This is a genomic window from Candidatus Thiodiazotropha sp. AKAK2, from assembly GCF_058244685.1.
Map to the genome: position 1 here is coordinate 1 of NZ_JBSYOP010000030.1, position 14,548 is coordinate 14,548.

Annotated in this window: 12 protein-coding genes and 1 other RNA gene; 12 read left to right on the forward strand and 1 reads right to left on the reverse strand. The window is 55.2% G+C overall.

Annotation, left to right across the window (positions count from 1 at the left end):
- Positions 1 to 686: 686 nt before the first annotated feature.
- From AC4IE8_RS13345 to AC4IE8_RS13365, 5 genes are all read left to right on the forward strand, one after another.
- Entirely contained in the window at positions 687 to 2,024 is a 1,338-nt protein-coding gene (locus AC4IE8_RS13345; RefSeq protein ID WP_490791224.1) for a DUF1835 domain-containing protein, read from the forward strand.
- Between the two features lie 116 nt (positions 2,025 to 2,140).
- Positions 2,141 to 3,253: a DUF2169 family type VI secretion system accessory protein gene (locus tag AC4IE8_RS13350; protein WP_068990675.1), complete on the forward strand. Its 1,113-nt coding sequence runs from the start codon at positions 2,141 to 2,143 to the stop codon at positions 3,251 to 3,253.
- Positions 3,253 to 4,290: a 3-oxoacyl-ACP synthase gene (locus AC4IE8_RS13355; RefSeq protein ID WP_068990680.1), complete on the forward strand. Its 1,038-nt coding sequence runs from the start codon at positions 3,253 to 3,255 to the stop codon at positions 4,288 to 4,290. Before AC4IE8_RS13350 ends, AC4IE8_RS13355 begins: the two co-directional genes overlap by 1 nt.
- Positions 4,290 to 5,510 carry a PAAR-like domain-containing protein gene (locus AC4IE8_RS13360; protein ID WP_068990685.1) on the forward strand — a complete coding sequence of 407 codons (1,221 nt, stop codon included), beginning with the start codon at positions 4,290 to 4,292 and terminating at the stop codon, positions 5,508 to 5,510. Before AC4IE8_RS13355 ends, AC4IE8_RS13360 begins: the two co-directional genes overlap by 1 nt.
- Positions 5,511 to 5,544: 34 nt before the next feature.
- Positions 5,545 to 6,450: a beta propeller repeat protein gene (locus AC4IE8_RS13365; protein WP_068990688.1), complete on the forward strand. Its 906-nt coding sequence runs from the start codon at positions 5,545 to 5,547 to the stop codon at positions 6,448 to 6,450.
- Here AC4IE8_RS13365 and AC4IE8_RS13370 read toward each other — a convergent pair.
- Entirely contained in the window at positions 6,447 to 6,920 is a 474-nt protein-coding gene (locus tag AC4IE8_RS13370; protein ID WP_068990692.1) for a hypothetical protein, read from the reverse strand. The two genes, AC4IE8_RS13365 and AC4IE8_RS13370, sit on opposite strands and share 4 nt — an antisense overlap.
- Positions 6,921 to 7,631: 711 nt before the next feature.
- Between AC4IE8_RS13370 and rnpB the strand changes: the two genes are divergently transcribed.
- The 7 genes from rnpB (at position 7,632) to AC4IE8_RS13405 (ending at position 14,548) form a co-directional block, all read left to right on the forward strand.
- Positions 7,632 to 8,000, forward strand: an RNA gene (gene rnpB, locus AC4IE8_RS13375) — RNase P RNA component class A.
- Between the two features lie 253 nt (positions 8,001 to 8,253).
- On the forward strand, positions 8,254 to 8,709 hold the full coding sequence (gene mraZ / locus AC4IE8_RS13380; protein ID WP_068990694.1) for a division/cell wall cluster transcriptional repressor MraZ: 456 nt from the start codon (positions 8,254 to 8,256) through the stop codon (positions 8,707 to 8,709).
- Positions 8,709 to 9,638, forward strand: a complete 930-nt coding sequence (gene rsmH / locus AC4IE8_RS13385; protein WP_490791225.1) for a 16S rRNA (cytosine(1402)-N(4))-methyltransferase RsmH — start codon at positions 8,709 to 8,711, stop codon at positions 9,636 to 9,638. The genes mraZ and rsmH overlap by 1 nt, the downstream gene beginning before the upstream one ends.
- Positions 9,635 to 9,907 carry a cell division protein FtsL gene (gene ftsL / locus AC4IE8_RS13390; protein WP_068990701.1) on the forward strand — a complete coding sequence of 91 codons (273 nt, stop codon included), beginning with the start codon at positions 9,635 to 9,637 and terminating at the stop codon, positions 9,905 to 9,907. Before rsmH ends, ftsL begins: the two co-directional genes overlap by 4 nt.
- Before the next feature lie 2 nt (positions 9,908 to 9,909).
- A complete protein-coding gene (locus tag AC4IE8_RS13395; RefSeq protein WP_068990703.1) occupies positions 9,910 to 11,646 on the forward strand; it encodes a peptidoglycan D,D-transpeptidase FtsI family protein in 1,737 nt (578 codons plus the stop codon).
- Positions 11,643 to 13,184: a UDP-N-acetylmuramoyl-L-alanyl-D-glutamate--2,6-diaminopimelate ligase gene (locus AC4IE8_RS13400; protein WP_490791226.1), complete on the forward strand. Its 1,542-nt coding sequence runs from the start codon at positions 11,643 to 11,645 to the stop codon at positions 13,182 to 13,184. The genes AC4IE8_RS13395 and AC4IE8_RS13400 overlap by 4 nt, the downstream gene beginning before the upstream one ends.
- Complete coding sequence (locus AC4IE8_RS13405) at positions 13,181 to 14,548, forward strand: UDP-N-acetylmuramoyl-tripeptide--D-alanyl-D-alanine ligase (protein WP_490791227.1); 1,368 nt, start codon at positions 13,181 to 13,183, stop codon at positions 14,546 to 14,548. Before AC4IE8_RS13400 ends, AC4IE8_RS13405 begins: the two co-directional genes overlap by 4 nt.

Below are 14,548 nucleotides of genomic sequence, written 5' to 3' on the forward strand. Positions count from 1 at the left end.
CGCAAGGTGAGAGGGGAGCTGTTCACCCCACTGGTTTGACTCGCTGATGATATGTGCCTCTTTCCAGCTTTAACCCCCTGCTGCACGATGCTTTTCATGTCTCAACTCGCAATCTGCTAGAGAAACTGAAGACAACTCATCCGTTGGCTGCATAATCTTCGTAGTTAATGGGGCAGCTGTGTGTCTATATATAGAATTCAGAGTTACTGCTACTTGTTATTGTGCCTCTTTGCTGAAAAACCCTGTTTCGCCCTCCTGGGCGAGTCATTTTTTTACGCCAACAGCAAAGTCACAAAATGAAAGGACGCCCGGCCGTCACGTTCCTGCGCTTCTCGCTCGTGCCGGGACGGGGTTCAGAGGGAGTGGATTCTGAGATTTGAGCCTTTGGGTGTTTTATCCGCGAATGAGCACATGTCTTGCGGTTGATTTTAATACCTGGTCAGGCTCTACTGAAATATCGGCTTCCATTTGCGGTATGGGCATGCAGCGTAAGGTCATAACAATACACAACAACCATTTGCGTTCATTTACGGACTTAAATAAAAACATGCCTCGGTTTATACTTCCTCTGCTGGTTTGTCAGCATCCTGCTTGCGGAAAGGGCTGAGCCCGACAAACGATCTCGATAAATTGAACGATTTCCTTGTGCCTATCTGCAAGCCAGGCCTGTTAACAAGGAGTTCGTTATGATCCAGTCACTCCCGGCGTTGCGTCGCCAGTTTGATTCTGAGCAGAAGCAGTTTCACGAGTTTCCTGCGGATGACCCCCGCTGCCTGCAACCGCTCTCACTTGAGCAGTGTAAGAAGCAGGCCAAGCAACTGTTAAAAGCCCTCAATCAGGGCCAAGCCTGGTCACGAACCGCATCCCACCCCAAGGCCGACAGTCTGCAGGCGGATCAGCTCAAGCTGGCCGATGCTCAACTGATCATAGCCCGTGAGCAGGGCTTTCCATCCTGGCCCAAGCTGAAACACCATGTGGAAGCGAGTGAAATGGCCGCCCGGGCGATCGAGAGTGGCCGCCCGGATCCCTTGGATGGTCAGCTGCGGACACTGCATATCCGCTGTGGCACCGATGTGATGTACAAGCTGGCTGTGGCGGGCTTCCGTGGTGACTTTCTCTGTTTTGCCGATCCCTATATCCAGGGGCCTGTGCCGGCTGAAACGGACCGGCAAAGGTTCATCGACATTCGCAGTAGCTTCATTGCGAACAGCAACTGGCGTCTGAAACCGCAGGCGGTCAAGGATCTGACCGCCGATTATGATGCCCTGGAACAGATCAGGGATTACCAGCGGGTCTGCTTTTGGTTCGAGCACGATGCCTACGATGTCCTGGTCTTTAGCAAAATCCTGCATTTTTTACGGAATCGATCCAAGCGGCCGGAGCAGATGGCATTCATCTGCGTGGACCACTATCCCGGAGTGGCTCGTTTCAACGGGATCGGGCAGCTGCCGGTCGAAACCATGCCGCTGCTGTGGCAGCAGTTTGCTCCCCTCGAGGAGCAGCATATTGAGTTCGGCGGCCAGTGCTGGGAGGCCTATACCGCCGCAACCCCGGAGGCTCTTAGTCGGATCGTCAATCTGCACTCCCCGGCTTTTCCGCAGATCCTGCCCGCCTTGAAACGGCACATCAAGGAGCTGCCCTGGCGTGTCGACGGTCTGTCGCTCTCAGAACGGCTGACACTGCGGATTCTGCACGAGCAGGGCCCCCAGGATGGGGCAAAACTCTTCTATCATTGGTACACCTCCATCTATGAACCCCTGGCGTTCATGGGTGACAGCAGTTACTGGAAGGTGTTGTCACATCTGGTTGAGGCCAGGCGCCCGGCTATCGAGCTGGTGAGGGGCTCTTCCAAACCGATCGACTGGCAGGTCTCACTGACCGGTTTTGGGCGGAACCTGCTGGCTGGTGAGGCGCACTGGCAATCCCACAATGACTATGACGTCTGGTTCGGCGGGGTGCACAATCGTACCCCTGGAGAGCTCTGGTACTGGGATGAAGAGACCGGTCAGGTCATACAGGCGTAGCGCCGGGTGGTAATATTTCTCTGGTAACTGCCTGAAAACTGATTATGCTTCTGTGGAAGGAATAATAATCCGCAGCGCCAGGATGGAGCGCGTTCACAACAAGAGAATAACTATCGATGGAATTGCTCAATGCCACCGGAATGCAAGCTGGCTATACCATGGGGATGCGCCCGGATGGCCGGGAACTGCTTGTGGTGGCGGTAAAAGGAACCTTCAATATTCCTCCGATCCGTCAACAGGTTACTCGGGCAGAGCTACAGAAGCCTCTGGTAGATGCGGACTGCTTTACCGGCGAACCCGGTTATTCGGCGCCGTTGTATGAAGTGGACTATGCGCCGGTCAAATCCATGTGTGATGTGCTGCTTAACGGCAGCGCTTATGCTCCCGGTGGCAAACCCGCTTCACGGGTCGAAGTTACACTCAGAATTGGTCCTATGTATAAATCCTTCGCGGTTACCGGAAACCGATTCTGGGAGGCAGGGAAACTGGCAATCAGTCCAGGTTATCCGGGGCTGTTCGAGCGCATGCCGATCAGTTATGACACGGCGTTCGGCGGCGTCGATAACTTTCATGAAAACGAGCAGAAGCACAGTGCCTGGATGACCAATCCGGTTGGATGCGGCTATCACAAGCAGTTGTCGCGTGAGTTGGTGGATGGTTCACCGATGCCCAATACTGAAGAGTTGAAGCGTCCAGTTACAATGCCCAACGGCACCTATGCACCAATGGCATTCGGCCCGCTTGGACGGGGATGGGATCCGCGTCGCCAGCTCGCTGGCACCTACGATCAGGCGTGGCTCGATAACAATTTCCCTTTTCTTCCGCCCGATTTCCATGAGGCCTATTATCAGGCCGCACCGGCTGATCAGCAGATTCCTTATTTGCAGGGAGGTGAGCGGGTGTTTCTGGAAAATCTCACGCCAGAGGGACAGACCTCGTTCGATCTGCCACAGATCGAAATACCAGCGGTTTTTTTCTATAAAAACGGTGAACAGAGAGATCTTCGGGCGGTTATCGATACCCTGGTCATCGAACCGGATGAAGGGATCTTCACTATAACCTGGCGGGCTACCATTCCACTCAAGAAAAATCTGTTTGAATTAAGTCAGGTACTGCTCGGTAGAAAACCTCGTGGCTGGTGGCGCGCCCGCAAACTGGGTAAAACCTACTACCCGACACTGGCGCATGCCAAGCATGAAAAACCGATTCAGGCAGCGGGGGAAAGTTGATGGGATTGCCGTTGGCCATAACCGCAACAGGCCTGGTTACCGGTGTCGGAATGAGTGCTCCGGCAACCTGTGCCGCAATTCGCTGTGCGATCGATAATTTTCAGGAGACCGGTTTTATGGATCGCGACGGAGAGTGGATTCTCGGTTGCGAAGTGCCGATGGAAAAGCCCTGGCGGGGAAAAACCAAGTTACTGAAAATGGCAGCTGCGGCCATTGGTGAAGTCATACAGGACAATCCCGGTATCAATTTGGTGGAGACACCGCTGCTGCTCTGTCTCGCAGAGCACAGTCGACCAGGCCGGATTATCGATGATGATGCTCAGTTTTTTCTTGATCTTCAGCAGGAGCTGGGGGTTGAGTTCAGTGATCAGTCACTGGTGATTGCTGCTGGCCATGTATCTGCCGCTGTGGCATTAAAGCACGCCCGGGAAATGATCTTTCAGCAGGGGGTGAAACATGTCTTGGTTGCTTCCAGCGACACAATGTTGGTCTCTCCAACGCTTGACCACTACGAAACACAGGAGCGGTTGTTGACCAGTGAGAATTCCAATGGATTCATACCAGGCGAGGCGGGTGCTGCGATGCTGGTTGAGTCTGGAGAAAAACAGACTCAAGCTGTGCTCAACTGTGACGGTCTTGGGTTTGCCGTGGAGACGGCCCATGTTGATTCAGAAGAGCCTTTGAGGGCTGAAGGGTTAACCGCAGCGATTAAGGCTTCCCTGACTGATGCCGGATGCGAAATGGGGGATCTGGATTTTCGAATCACGGATCTTTCCGGTGAGCAGTACTATTTCAAAGAGGCGAGTTTGGCTCTCAGTCGTACTTTGCGTCAACGCAAGGAGGAGTTCGATATCTGGCATCCTGCTGATTGTGTCGGTGAGGTGGGGTCTTCCCAGGGGTTGATAATGTTGGCTGTATTGAAAGCGGCGTGCGAAAAGGACTATACAAAAGGTTATCGAATGTTTGCTCACATGGGGAATGATGATGGTAAAAGGTCTTCACTCGTTCTGACATGGCGCAACGGGAGGGGGTCCTGATGGCGAATGATGTCTACGCAAACGGGCGTGAATTATCATGTAAAAAGGCGGATGGAAAGTCTATCTGCTCATTTCCCGATGTCTGTTTTACGCCGCCGCAAACACCTGCAACACCGCCCGGAGTGCCAATTCCTTACCCGAATACCGGTATGGCTAAGGATACGACCAAAGGCAGCAAGAAGGTTAAGATCAGCGGCAAGGAGATCATTCTCAAAAACAAATCCCACTTCAAACAATCCTATGGCGATGAAGCGGGGTGCGCACCCAAGAAGGGTGTGATAACAAGCAAAAACCGTGGCAAAGTCTACTTCAACGCCTGGTCCATGGATGTGAAATTCGAGGGTAAAAATGTTGTCAGACATTTTGATTTAACAACTCATAATCATGGCTCAGTTCCAGGAAATACGGTCACTTGGCCATACTTGGACACCATGGCCATGTCGAATCCTGATCACCCTTGCGTGGAAGATCAGATGAAGGAGATGGAGGCCTGTAAGGATTACAAGCCGTATGGTGAAGAAGATGCGTGCGACGGAATAGATATGCCGCCGACCCCGCCAGCTTGTCCCGATGGAATGTCGAAAAAGGATTTCAAGAAGTCTCAGCCCTACAAGGACTATAAATCGCTGCGGCACGCTTTTTATGCAGAGGCCGCCCACGACTCTGCCAAACATGATTGTTTGAACGCGCGCCGTTGTCAGCTCGTCCCCTATAAGCCCATCGGTAATCAGCCTGGTTGTTGCGACTCAAAACGTCAGACAGGTCATCATCTGGTGGAGGCGGCGGCGTGTTTCGATACCGGAAGAGGAGGCAGCGGTTCAGATGCTTTTGTCGACTGTGGTACCTATGATCAGGGTAAAGCACCCAGTATTTGTGCTGAAGGTACGGATCATGGAACAGGCACACATGGCCTGATGCATACATTTCAAAGTGATTCAGCGATCGGTTGTGATGCCGGTGAGGTAACTTGCACCAGTGGTAAAAAAGTACAGGTAGACCACAAAACAAACTACAAGGATGCCAGGGATAGTGGCGTGGATGCAGTCGCAGAAGTTTTTCCGGAGGCCAATTGCAGTAAGGCTTGCTTGACGGCACAGATGGACGCTTATCACAAAGAAGAGTGCAAGATGAAAGATAGTACTGAACTTAAAGCTGTAGCCACGACCACATCCCCTGATGTGGAAGCGGGTCGGGCCTACGTACGTAGAAATAAAGCATAGCCGGCTTTAAGTTTTTCAAGATGGGAGAAAACATGTGAGTGAGCCACTCAAGGATACATACACCTTTCTGACAGGCGCGACGAACGACAAAGAGTTCGTTGTTGTGGCATCGGTTGTAGATGAGTTAGGTGATCGCTCGCCAGCTCAGTTATACCTCTGGCTGGGTGATGACTGGTACGATGTGGATACCTATGGCTGGTCTACAGCAGGATTGTGTGTAGTCAAACAGGAGAAACCAACTGTTGTTTGCGTGAGTAATGCTGGTGATGTGGCGACGGCTGCGACTGGTGGCATTCGGGGCGAAGAGCGTATCGGTGAGGGCGGTGAGACACCCAGACAACTTGGGAGAATTCGCAGTGTAAGAGCCATCGATGGTCTGGCCCATGCGGCGGGTATGGGGCGGCAGGTATACCGACGTGAATCAAATGGTGACTGGCGTGCGATTGACAGTGGTGTGCGACGTCAGAAGAAAGATGGCAATGTTGTGGGTTTTGAAGGTATCGATGGTTTCGATAAAAACGATATTTATGCTGCTGGGTGGAACGGTGAGATCTGGCATTATGACGGTCAGGCCTGGCGTCAGATCGATTCACCCACTGACCAGATCTTGTCCAATTTAGTCTGTGGTGGTGACGGTTATGTTTACGCTTGTGGAAGACGGGGACTGTTGCTGTGCGGACGTGGTGACGAGTGGCGCGTTATTCGTCAGGAGTCTACTATCGAGGATATTTGGGGGCTGGCTTGGTTTAACGACAGCCTTTATCTTGCCACCATGCGAGCTGTCTATCGGTTAAGTGATGAGGTTTTGGAGCTGGTTGATTTTGGAGATGATTTACCGGCCACCTGCCATCATCTCGCTACAGGTGATGGCGTGTTGTGTTCCATTGGTGAAAAGGATGTGATGCTGTTCGATGGTCAGCAGTGGGAGCGTTTGGACTAATCCTGATTGTTCATCACTCTCTCCCAAAAACTGCCCCAGAATCCTTTTTGCTCCTCGATGCGATCCAGGCGTCGCTCGATGGCATTCATTCTGTCGTGGATCTCTGTGTCAAGCTGTAACAACTGACCGGCGGTTGCTGTGTCGTGTTGCTGCAAGACCAGCTGTTCCAGATATTGGGCGATGGACAATCCTTCCCGTTCAGCGCTGGCAACGATCGCGGCTTTCACATCATCCGACATCCCTTCCAGGTGCCAGGGATTGTGCGCCTTTTTCTTTACGCTGGGTTTCGCGTTCTGCTGCGCTGTTTGCGCTTTGGGTCTCTGTTTTTTCACCGTCGGCTTCTTCTTCTGTTTGTGTTTCAGGGTGATCGGTTTCTGTGGCAGCGCCGAGTAGTCCCGTTTCGGGCGCTTAGGGGGTTTGCTGGGTATGCTGGAGGAGGAGCTGGTGTTGTCGGGTGTTGTGTCTGTCATGGTCTTGACTGCGCCGCAGAATCGGTGGTGAAAAATTCCATTCGGTTCCCATTCAATGGCGCTGGGTGAGAGAGGCCATTCCGCCGGGGTTGGCTGAAGTTTAGCGGAAACTGGAGCAGGGGGGCTAAAAAATTATCGCAGGGGTGTCAGATATCCAGGTTCAGGATTCTGCTTTGACTGACCGACTGGCACAGTCGTCACCTCCACAGCAGACCTGAGTGGAGAGAATTTGGATGGCTCAGAGGGTCACAGATGGGTGCTGCCAAATGGCTTTGTTTGGCACCGCTTCCGTGTCCGTTGACTCCTCAGGTGACCAGGTTGATCAGGACGGAAACCATCCAGATTCCGGCGATGGCCAGGATCAGTGTGTCAATGGAGAGAATGTCGCGAATTGGCGTTTTCATGGTGTTACCTCTATTACTGCTATCGGTATACCGGTACTGGGTTGTGTCAGAACCTGTGACTTATTGGGATAAAATCGACGCTGTTGGTTCCCTGTTGCAAAACACCCTGGCGAGCTGTCCTTAGGAGTCCGGGTATCGGCCGTCAATTTCAGCATGACGCTTACCCTCTGTATCGGCAAGGTATAGAACTCATTAATCTCTGGCATTGAAAAATATCAATTGAGCGCTCTTTAGAATTGGCTCAGCCTATGTGGCGCAGATTTTGTGGGGCTTGTCACAGTGGGCATAAGAATTTAAAGTGTGGCAGGGAGTTGGCCAGACAGTCGCTGATTACCGCTTGCGGTAGACAGAGGAAAGTCCGGGCTCCGGCGGGCAGGGTGCCAGGTAACGCCTGGGAGGCGAAAGCCTACGGAGAGTGCCACAGAAAATATACCGCCAGCGGCTCTGCTGCTGGTAAGGGTGAAATGGTGCGGTAAGAGCGCACCGCATCCCTGGCAACAGGGGTGGCAGGGTAAACCCCACCCGGAGCAAGACCAAATAGAGGAACAGGCCGGTCTCTGACTGAGCCAAGTGCGCCCCCACTGTTCCTGGGTAGGTTGCTTGAGGTGTGTGGTGACGCACATCCCAGATGAATGGCTGTCCTTGACAGAACCCGGCTTATCGGCCGACTCCCTCCACTTTACACCACAAGCTCCGTTCCTGGGGCCATATTTCTTAAGATTTTACTTTAGGTTTACTGGGCAGGCTTCTGTATTTCCAGCGGATAATTTTTGCTTTCAATCCGCTTTGCTTGGTGTGTGTAAACCACTGACCCTAAACGAATTTTTACACTATTCACCTTGACAGAAGGTGAGAGTGGGTCCTAATATGGAGAAAGGTGGATTAATGTGGGGAAAAAGGGAAAATAACGCCGGCAGAGGGGCAACGATTTGTTTCGAGGGATTTCATCGCTCAATTTGGATACGAAAGGGCGGCTCGCGATACCAACCCGGTATCGGGAGCAGCTCGTGGACGTGTGCGCCTCCGAATTAGTGATAACCGCCGATATGGATCACTGTCTGCTGATCTATCCCAAACCCACATGGCTTGAAATCGAAAAGAAGCTGGTGGCCATGCCGACCTTCGATGCGGCTGCGCGAAATATGCAGCGTCTCTACATCGGTAGTGCTGCCGAATTGGAGATGGATGGTCAGGGTCGGATTCTGCTGCCTCCGGCATTGCGTAAGTTCGCCGCGCTCGACAAGAAGGTCGCACTGGTCGGTCAGATGAATAAATTTGAGTTATGGGATGAAGAGACCTGGAAGTCCAAGCAGGAGGACTGGCTGAAGAGTGTGGATCTGACAGATCTCAATCTACCGCCAGAGTTCAAGTCTCTTTCAATCTGATGGCTCAGGAGCATCTTTCGGTACTGTTGCAGGCTTCTGTTGAGGCGCTGAAGGTTGAACCGATGGGCATTTATATCGATGCCACATTCGGGCGGGGTGGCCATAGCCGGCTGATCCTCGAGGGATTGGGTGAACATGGGCGATTGATCGGGATCGACAGGGATCCTCAGGCCGTGGCTCATGGTGAGCAATTGTTTGCACATGATAACCGCTTTCGAATGGTACAGGAGAACTTTGCCATGCTTGCGGAGGTCGCTGAACAACAGGGTGTCGCGGGACAGGTGAATGGGATCTTGCTCGATCTCGGGGTCTCCTCACCCCAGTTGGATCAGGCGCAGCGCGGCTTCAGTTTCATCCAGGACGGGCCTTTGGATATGCGCATGGACCCAAGCCGTGGGGTGTCGGCGGCCGAGTGGCTGGCGAAAGCTGAGAGCCGGGAGATTGCTCAGGTGCTGAAAACCTATGGTGAGGAGCGTCATGCCAAGCGCATTGCCCGTGCCATTGTCGAGGCAAGGGTGGAGCAGCCGATCGAGACCACAGCTCGGTTGGCGGAGCTGGTGAGCCAGGCCAATCCTTCTTGGGAGAAAGGTAAGCATCCGGCAACCCGGAGTTTTCAGGCGATCCGCATTTTTATTAATGGTGAACTCGACGCATTGAGGCAGACCCTCGATGGTGTCATTGATGTATTGGCCCCGGGGGGCAGGTTGGTAGTGATCAGTTTTCACTCTTTGGAGGACCGCATCGTCAAGCGGTTCATGAGGGATCAGGCCAAAGGCGACCCATTTCCACCGGGTGTGCCGGTGACTGACGATCAGCGGCAACCCAAATTGCGTCTGGTGGGTAAGGCGATAACTCCTGATGAAGCTGAGACCGGCGCCAATCCAAGGGCGCGCAGTGCGGTATTGCGCGTTGCGGAGCGGTGTCTGTGAGCGTTAGCGGAAAAGTGCTCTTTTCACTGCTGGTGCTGGCAGTGCTGATATCGGCAATCGGGGTTGTCTATAGCAAGTATCTCAGCAGAAAACATTTTGTCGCCTTGCAGGAGTTGCAGGCGGAACAGGAGCGCATTGGTGTTGAGTGGGGCAGGTTGCAGCTTGAGGAGAGCACCCTGGCAACTCACTCGGTGGTTGAACGCAAAGCGCGGGACGGTTTGAAGATGCATCTGCCCGACTTTACCGAAATCGTAGTCATTAAACATTGAATATGGCCAACCGGAAGAAAAAAAAGGCACAGCAGGCGGAGATTATCCGGCAACCGAGCTATCGGGCCCGGCGCTTCACTGTGCTTGCTGTGTTGGCCCTGGCCTATGTCTCGCTGATCTGGCAGTCGGTGGATCGGCAGGTCTTCGAGACCGCTTTTCTTCAGGAGCAGGGGGAGCGCCGTTATCTGCGTACCATGAAGGTCAGCGCCAGTCGGGGCATGATCACCGATCGCAACGGTGAGCCGCTGTCGATCAGTACACCGGTCAAGAGTGTGGTGGCCAATCCACGGGTGGTGAAGAGCGACAACCAGACCATCGGTGCGCTCGCTTCAATTCTCGATCTGAATCCGGATCGTCTGCGTCGTCAGCTCTCCAGCGATCGCAGCTTCGTCTATCTGAAGCGCCGCATCAATCCGGATCAGGCTGAAAAGGTCGCAGCGCTTGAGATCAAGGGGCTGGATCTGCAATCGGAGTATCGTCGCTTCTATCCCAGCGGTGAAGTGATGTCGCACATCGTCGGTTTCACCAACATCGACGACCAGGGCCAGGAGGGGATGGAGTTGGCCTATGACCAGTGGCTCAGTGGTACCCCGGGGGCCAAGCGGGTGATCAAGGATGGCAGTGGTCGGGTGGTCAATCAGGTGGAGAATATCCAGAGCCCCGCTCCAGGTAAGGATCTGACCCTGAGTATCGATCGCAGACTGCAGTTCCTCGCCTATCGGGAACTCAAGGCGGCGGTGGCCAAACATCGCGCCCGATCCGGTTCTGTGGTGATCCTCGATGCGCAGAATGGTGAGATTCTGGCGATGGTCAACAGCCCCGCCTACAATCCCAATGACCTGCAGGATCGACGTTCAAGCAAGCTGCGCAATCGCTCGGTGACCGATGTCTTCGAACCAGGCTCCACCATTAAGCCTTTTGCGGTGGCTGCGGCGATGGAGCAGGGCAAGTTCAGGCCGACCACACCGATCGATGTCTCGCCCGGTTATATGAAGGTGGGTCGCTATCTGGTGCGGGATCATCGTAACTACGGCATGATCGATGTGGCCACGGTGCTGCGTAAATCAAGTAACGTGGGCGCCAGCAAGATTGCCCTGTCGATGCCGCCGGAAAACCTCTGGCAGCTCTATACCAAGCTGGGATTCGGTTCCAGTCCGGAGTCGCTTTTTCCGGGAGAGTCGAGTGGTCGTTTGCCCCATTTTTCCGATTGGTCTTCGTTTGAGCAGGCCACCCTCTCATTTGGTTATGGTCTCTCGGTCACCCCGTTGCAGCTGGCCCGGGCCTATTCGGTGCTGGCCAATGATGGGGAGCGCTTGCCGGTCTCTCTGCTGAAGCAGGATCAGCAACCTGTCGGTGAGCGGGTATTGCGCCAGAGCACCGCAAGAAGTGTGGTTGCGATGCTTGAATCGGTTGTCAGTCGTGACGGATCGGCCCCCCTGGCGGCGGTGCCCGGCTACCGGGTTGCCGGTAAAACCGGGACCGCCAAGAAATCGGTCGCCGGTGGTTATGCTGAAGATAAGTATCTCTCCCTGTTCGTCGGTATGGCTCCGGCCACCCGGCCACGCCTGGTGATGGCGGTGTTCATCGACGAACCCGGCGGCGAGGAGTATTACGGAGGTGCGGTTGCCGGTCCGGTCTTCTCCAAGGTAATGAGCGGTGCTCTGCGGTTGATGAATATCCCGCCGGACAAGCCCTGGCATGACGATAAGCTGATGGCCCGACTCGGAGAGCAGGAATGATGACGGCCAGAGAGATTACTGAGACGCACTGGCTCACCACATTGCTGGCTGGTCTGGCGGATCTGCCGTCGGAGCAGGATCGGCAGATCGGCGGTCTCTGTCTGGACAGTCGCCAACTGGTCGAGGGGGATCTGTTCCTGGCTTGCGCCGGAACCCGCCAGCATGGTCTGGCGTATGCCGAGCAGGCGATCGCCCAGGGTGCTGAAGCGATTGTTTGGGAGCCGGATGGTGGTGAGGGTGATCGGCTGGCCGGAGCGCTGCAAAAGTGCGCTCTGCCCTTGATCAAGGTTGCCAATCTTTCCCGCTCTCTCAGTGAGATCGCCGGTCGTTTCTATGACAACCCCAGCCGGGCAATGACCCTCTACGGAATAACCGGTACCAACGGCAAGACCAGCATCTGTCAGCTGCTGGCGCAGGCGCTGGAAAGCGAACACCCCTGTGGCATGGTGGGTACCCTGGGTGCCGGCCTGCCCGGACAGCTGGAAACCACCGGTATGACAACTCCGGATGCGGTGAGTGTGCAGCAGATCCTCTCCCGGCTGTTGGGGCAGGGCGCCAAATCGGTGGCGATGGAGGTCTCCTCTCACGCATTGGACCAGTACCGGGTGGATGGGGTGGCCTTCGATTGCGCCATCTTCACCAACCTCAGTCGCGACCATTTTGACTATCACGGCAGCCTGGAAAACTACAGCAATGCCAAGCGCCGGCTGTTTCAGCTGCCTGAGCTCGGTCGTGCGGTAATCAATCTGGATGACCCCTTTGGTCGCCAGCTGGCTGAATCTCTCTGCCAGAAGATACCTGTGTATGGATACAGCATCGAACCCGACAGCATGTTGCCGGACGGAGTGCAGGGCTGGGTTCGGGCAACCAGTCTACAGGCCACCGGTGAAGGCTTGAGTCTCTCGGTTTCAACCCCGGCGGAAGAGAGCCGCTTGGAGAGTGGCCTGCTGGGGCGTTTCAATGGCGCCAATCTGCTGGCTGTGTTGAGTGTGTTGCTGATCACTGGCTGGCCACTTGAACGGGCGGTTGCGGTTCTGGCGAAGCTCTCCACCGTGCCGGGCCGAATGGAACGCTTTGGTGATTCCGGCAAACCGACCGTGGTGGTCGATTATGCGCATACTCCGGATGCCCTGGAGAAGGCCCTGCAGGCGCTGCGGCTGCACTGCGCAGGTCAATTGATTGTTGTCTTCGGTTGTGGTGGAGACCGGGATCCCGGCAAGCGTCCGATGATGGGTGAGGTGGCGGCAAGCGAAGCTGACCTCTGCTATCTGACCGATGACAATCCACGCAGTGAATCGAGTGCCGAGATCATCAAGCAGATTCTTGCCGGTATGCCCAATGTGGATCAAGTTGAGGTGGAAGCCGACCGGGGTAAGGCGATCCGCCAGGCGGTCTCCGCCGCCAAACCCGGTGACCTGGTGCTGGTGGCAGGCAAGGGGCATGAGGATTATCAGTTGGTGGCTGACCAGGTTTTGCACTTCGATGATCGGGAAGTGGTTCAGGCGGCCCTGGCCGGGTGGCAGGAGGGGGCGGTATGAACAGTCTCAGTCTTGCCGAAGTGGCGCTGGAGCTGGAAGTCGTGCATCAGGGAGCCGATCTGCGCTTTCATTCGGTCAGCACCGATACCCGGACGATTCAGCCCGGAGATCTGTTTGTCGCCTTGAGCGGCCCCAATTTCGATGGCCACCGGTTTATCGGTCAGGCGATGGAGAAGGGGGCGGTGGCGGCCATGGTCAGCGAGCTGCAGGCTGGTGAGCTTCCCCAGCTGCAGGTGACCGATACCCGCATCGGCCTGGGACGTCTGGCTGCTTTCTGGCGGGACCGATTTGAGGTGCCGATTGTTGCCGTCACCGGCAGTAACGGTAAAACCACCGTCAAAGAGCTGCTCGCTTCCATTCTTGGAATCCGGGGTAGTGTGCTGGCCACCCAAGGCAACCTGAACAATGAGATCGGACTGCCTTTGACTCTGTTACGGCTGCAGGATGAGCCGTGTGCGGTGATCGAGATGGGCGCCAATCATCCCGGCGAGATCGGATATTTAAGTCAGATCACCCGTCCCGATGTGGCGCTGATCAACAACGCGGGGGCAGCCCACCTTGAAGGCTTTGGGGATCTGACCGGTGTGGCCCATGCCAAGGGTGAGATCCTGAGTGGCTTGAAAGCCACCGGAGTCGGGGTGCTGAATGCGGATGATCGCTTTTTTCCGCTCTGGCGGGAGCTGTGCGGTGAACGTCATATGATCTCCTTCGGTAGCTCGCCCAAGGCGGATGTGCAGAGCGATCTGAGTCAGGCCGGAATGCGCTGGTCGGAACAGGGATTTCAGAATCATATGCAGGTCAGTTATCGGGGTGAGCAGTTTGCGGTGCAGCTCTCACTGGCCGGTCGGCATAACCTGATGAATGCCCTGGCGGCGATCGCTGCAGCATTGGCAATGGAGTGTGACATTGAACAGATCCAGATGGGATTGGCCGGGGTGCAGGCCGTGGCAGGGCGTCTGCGCTTGCACCATACCTCCGCCGGTTATCGGTTGATCGATGACAGCTACAACGCCAATCCGGATTCCGTGGATGCGGCAATCGAGGTGCTGCGCGGCGCCACGGGTACCCGCTATCTGGTACTCGGGGATCTGGCGGAGCTGGGAGATGAAGCCGCCGCCTTGCACGCCGGTATCGGTGAGCGGGCCAGACAGGCTGGGCTGGAGCACCTCTACTCCTTGGGCGAGTTGAGTCGCGGGGCCGTGCAGAGTTTTGGTGATGGAGGGAAAGCCTTTAGCGAACTGGATCAATTGGTGGATGCGTTGCATGCAGCAGCCCGAACCGGTGATGCGGTGCTGGTCAAGGGGTCTCGTAGCGCGGGCATGGACCGGGTGGTTGAGCGTTTGATGTCCGAGGGGAGGGGCTGA

What these genes read in the sequence shown, in the direction of transcription:
- AC4IE8_RS13370 (WP_068990692.1), bottom strand. Translation starts at nt 6,920, where the DNA reads ATGACAGACACAACACCCGACAACACCAGCTCCTCCTCCAGCATACCC.
- AC4IE8_RS13405 (WP_490791227.1), top strand. Translation starts at nt 13,181, where the DNA reads ATGAACAGTCTCAGTCTTGCCGAAGTGGCGCTGGAGCTGGAAGTCGTG.
- AC4IE8_RS13400 (WP_490791226.1), top strand. Translation starts at nt 11,643, where the DNA reads ATGATGACGGCCAGAGAGATTACTGAGACGCACTGGCTCACCACATTG.
- AC4IE8_RS13395 (WP_068990703.1), top strand. Translation starts at nt 9,910, where the DNA reads ATGGCCAACCGGAAGAAAAAAAAGGCACAGCAGGCGGAGATTATCCGG.
- AC4IE8_RS13360 (WP_068990685.1), top strand. Translation starts at nt 4,290, where the DNA reads ATGGCGAATGATGTCTACGCAAACGGGCGTGAATTATCATGTAAAAAG.
- AC4IE8_RS13345 (WP_490791224.1), top strand. Translation starts at nt 687, where the DNA reads ATGATCCAGTCACTCCCGGCGTTGCGTCGCCAGTTTGATTCTGAGCAG.
- AC4IE8_RS13350 (WP_068990675.1), top strand. Translation starts at nt 2,141, where the DNA reads ATGGAATTGCTCAATGCCACCGGAATGCAAGCTGGCTATACCATGGGG.
- rsmH (WP_490791225.1), top strand. Translation starts at nt 8,709, where the DNA reads ATGGCTCAGGAGCATCTTTCGGTACTGTTGCAGGCTTCTGTTGAGGCG.
- AC4IE8_RS13355 (WP_068990680.1), top strand. Translation starts at nt 3,253, where the DNA reads ATGGGATTGCCGTTGGCCATAACCGCAACAGGCCTGGTTACCGGTGTC.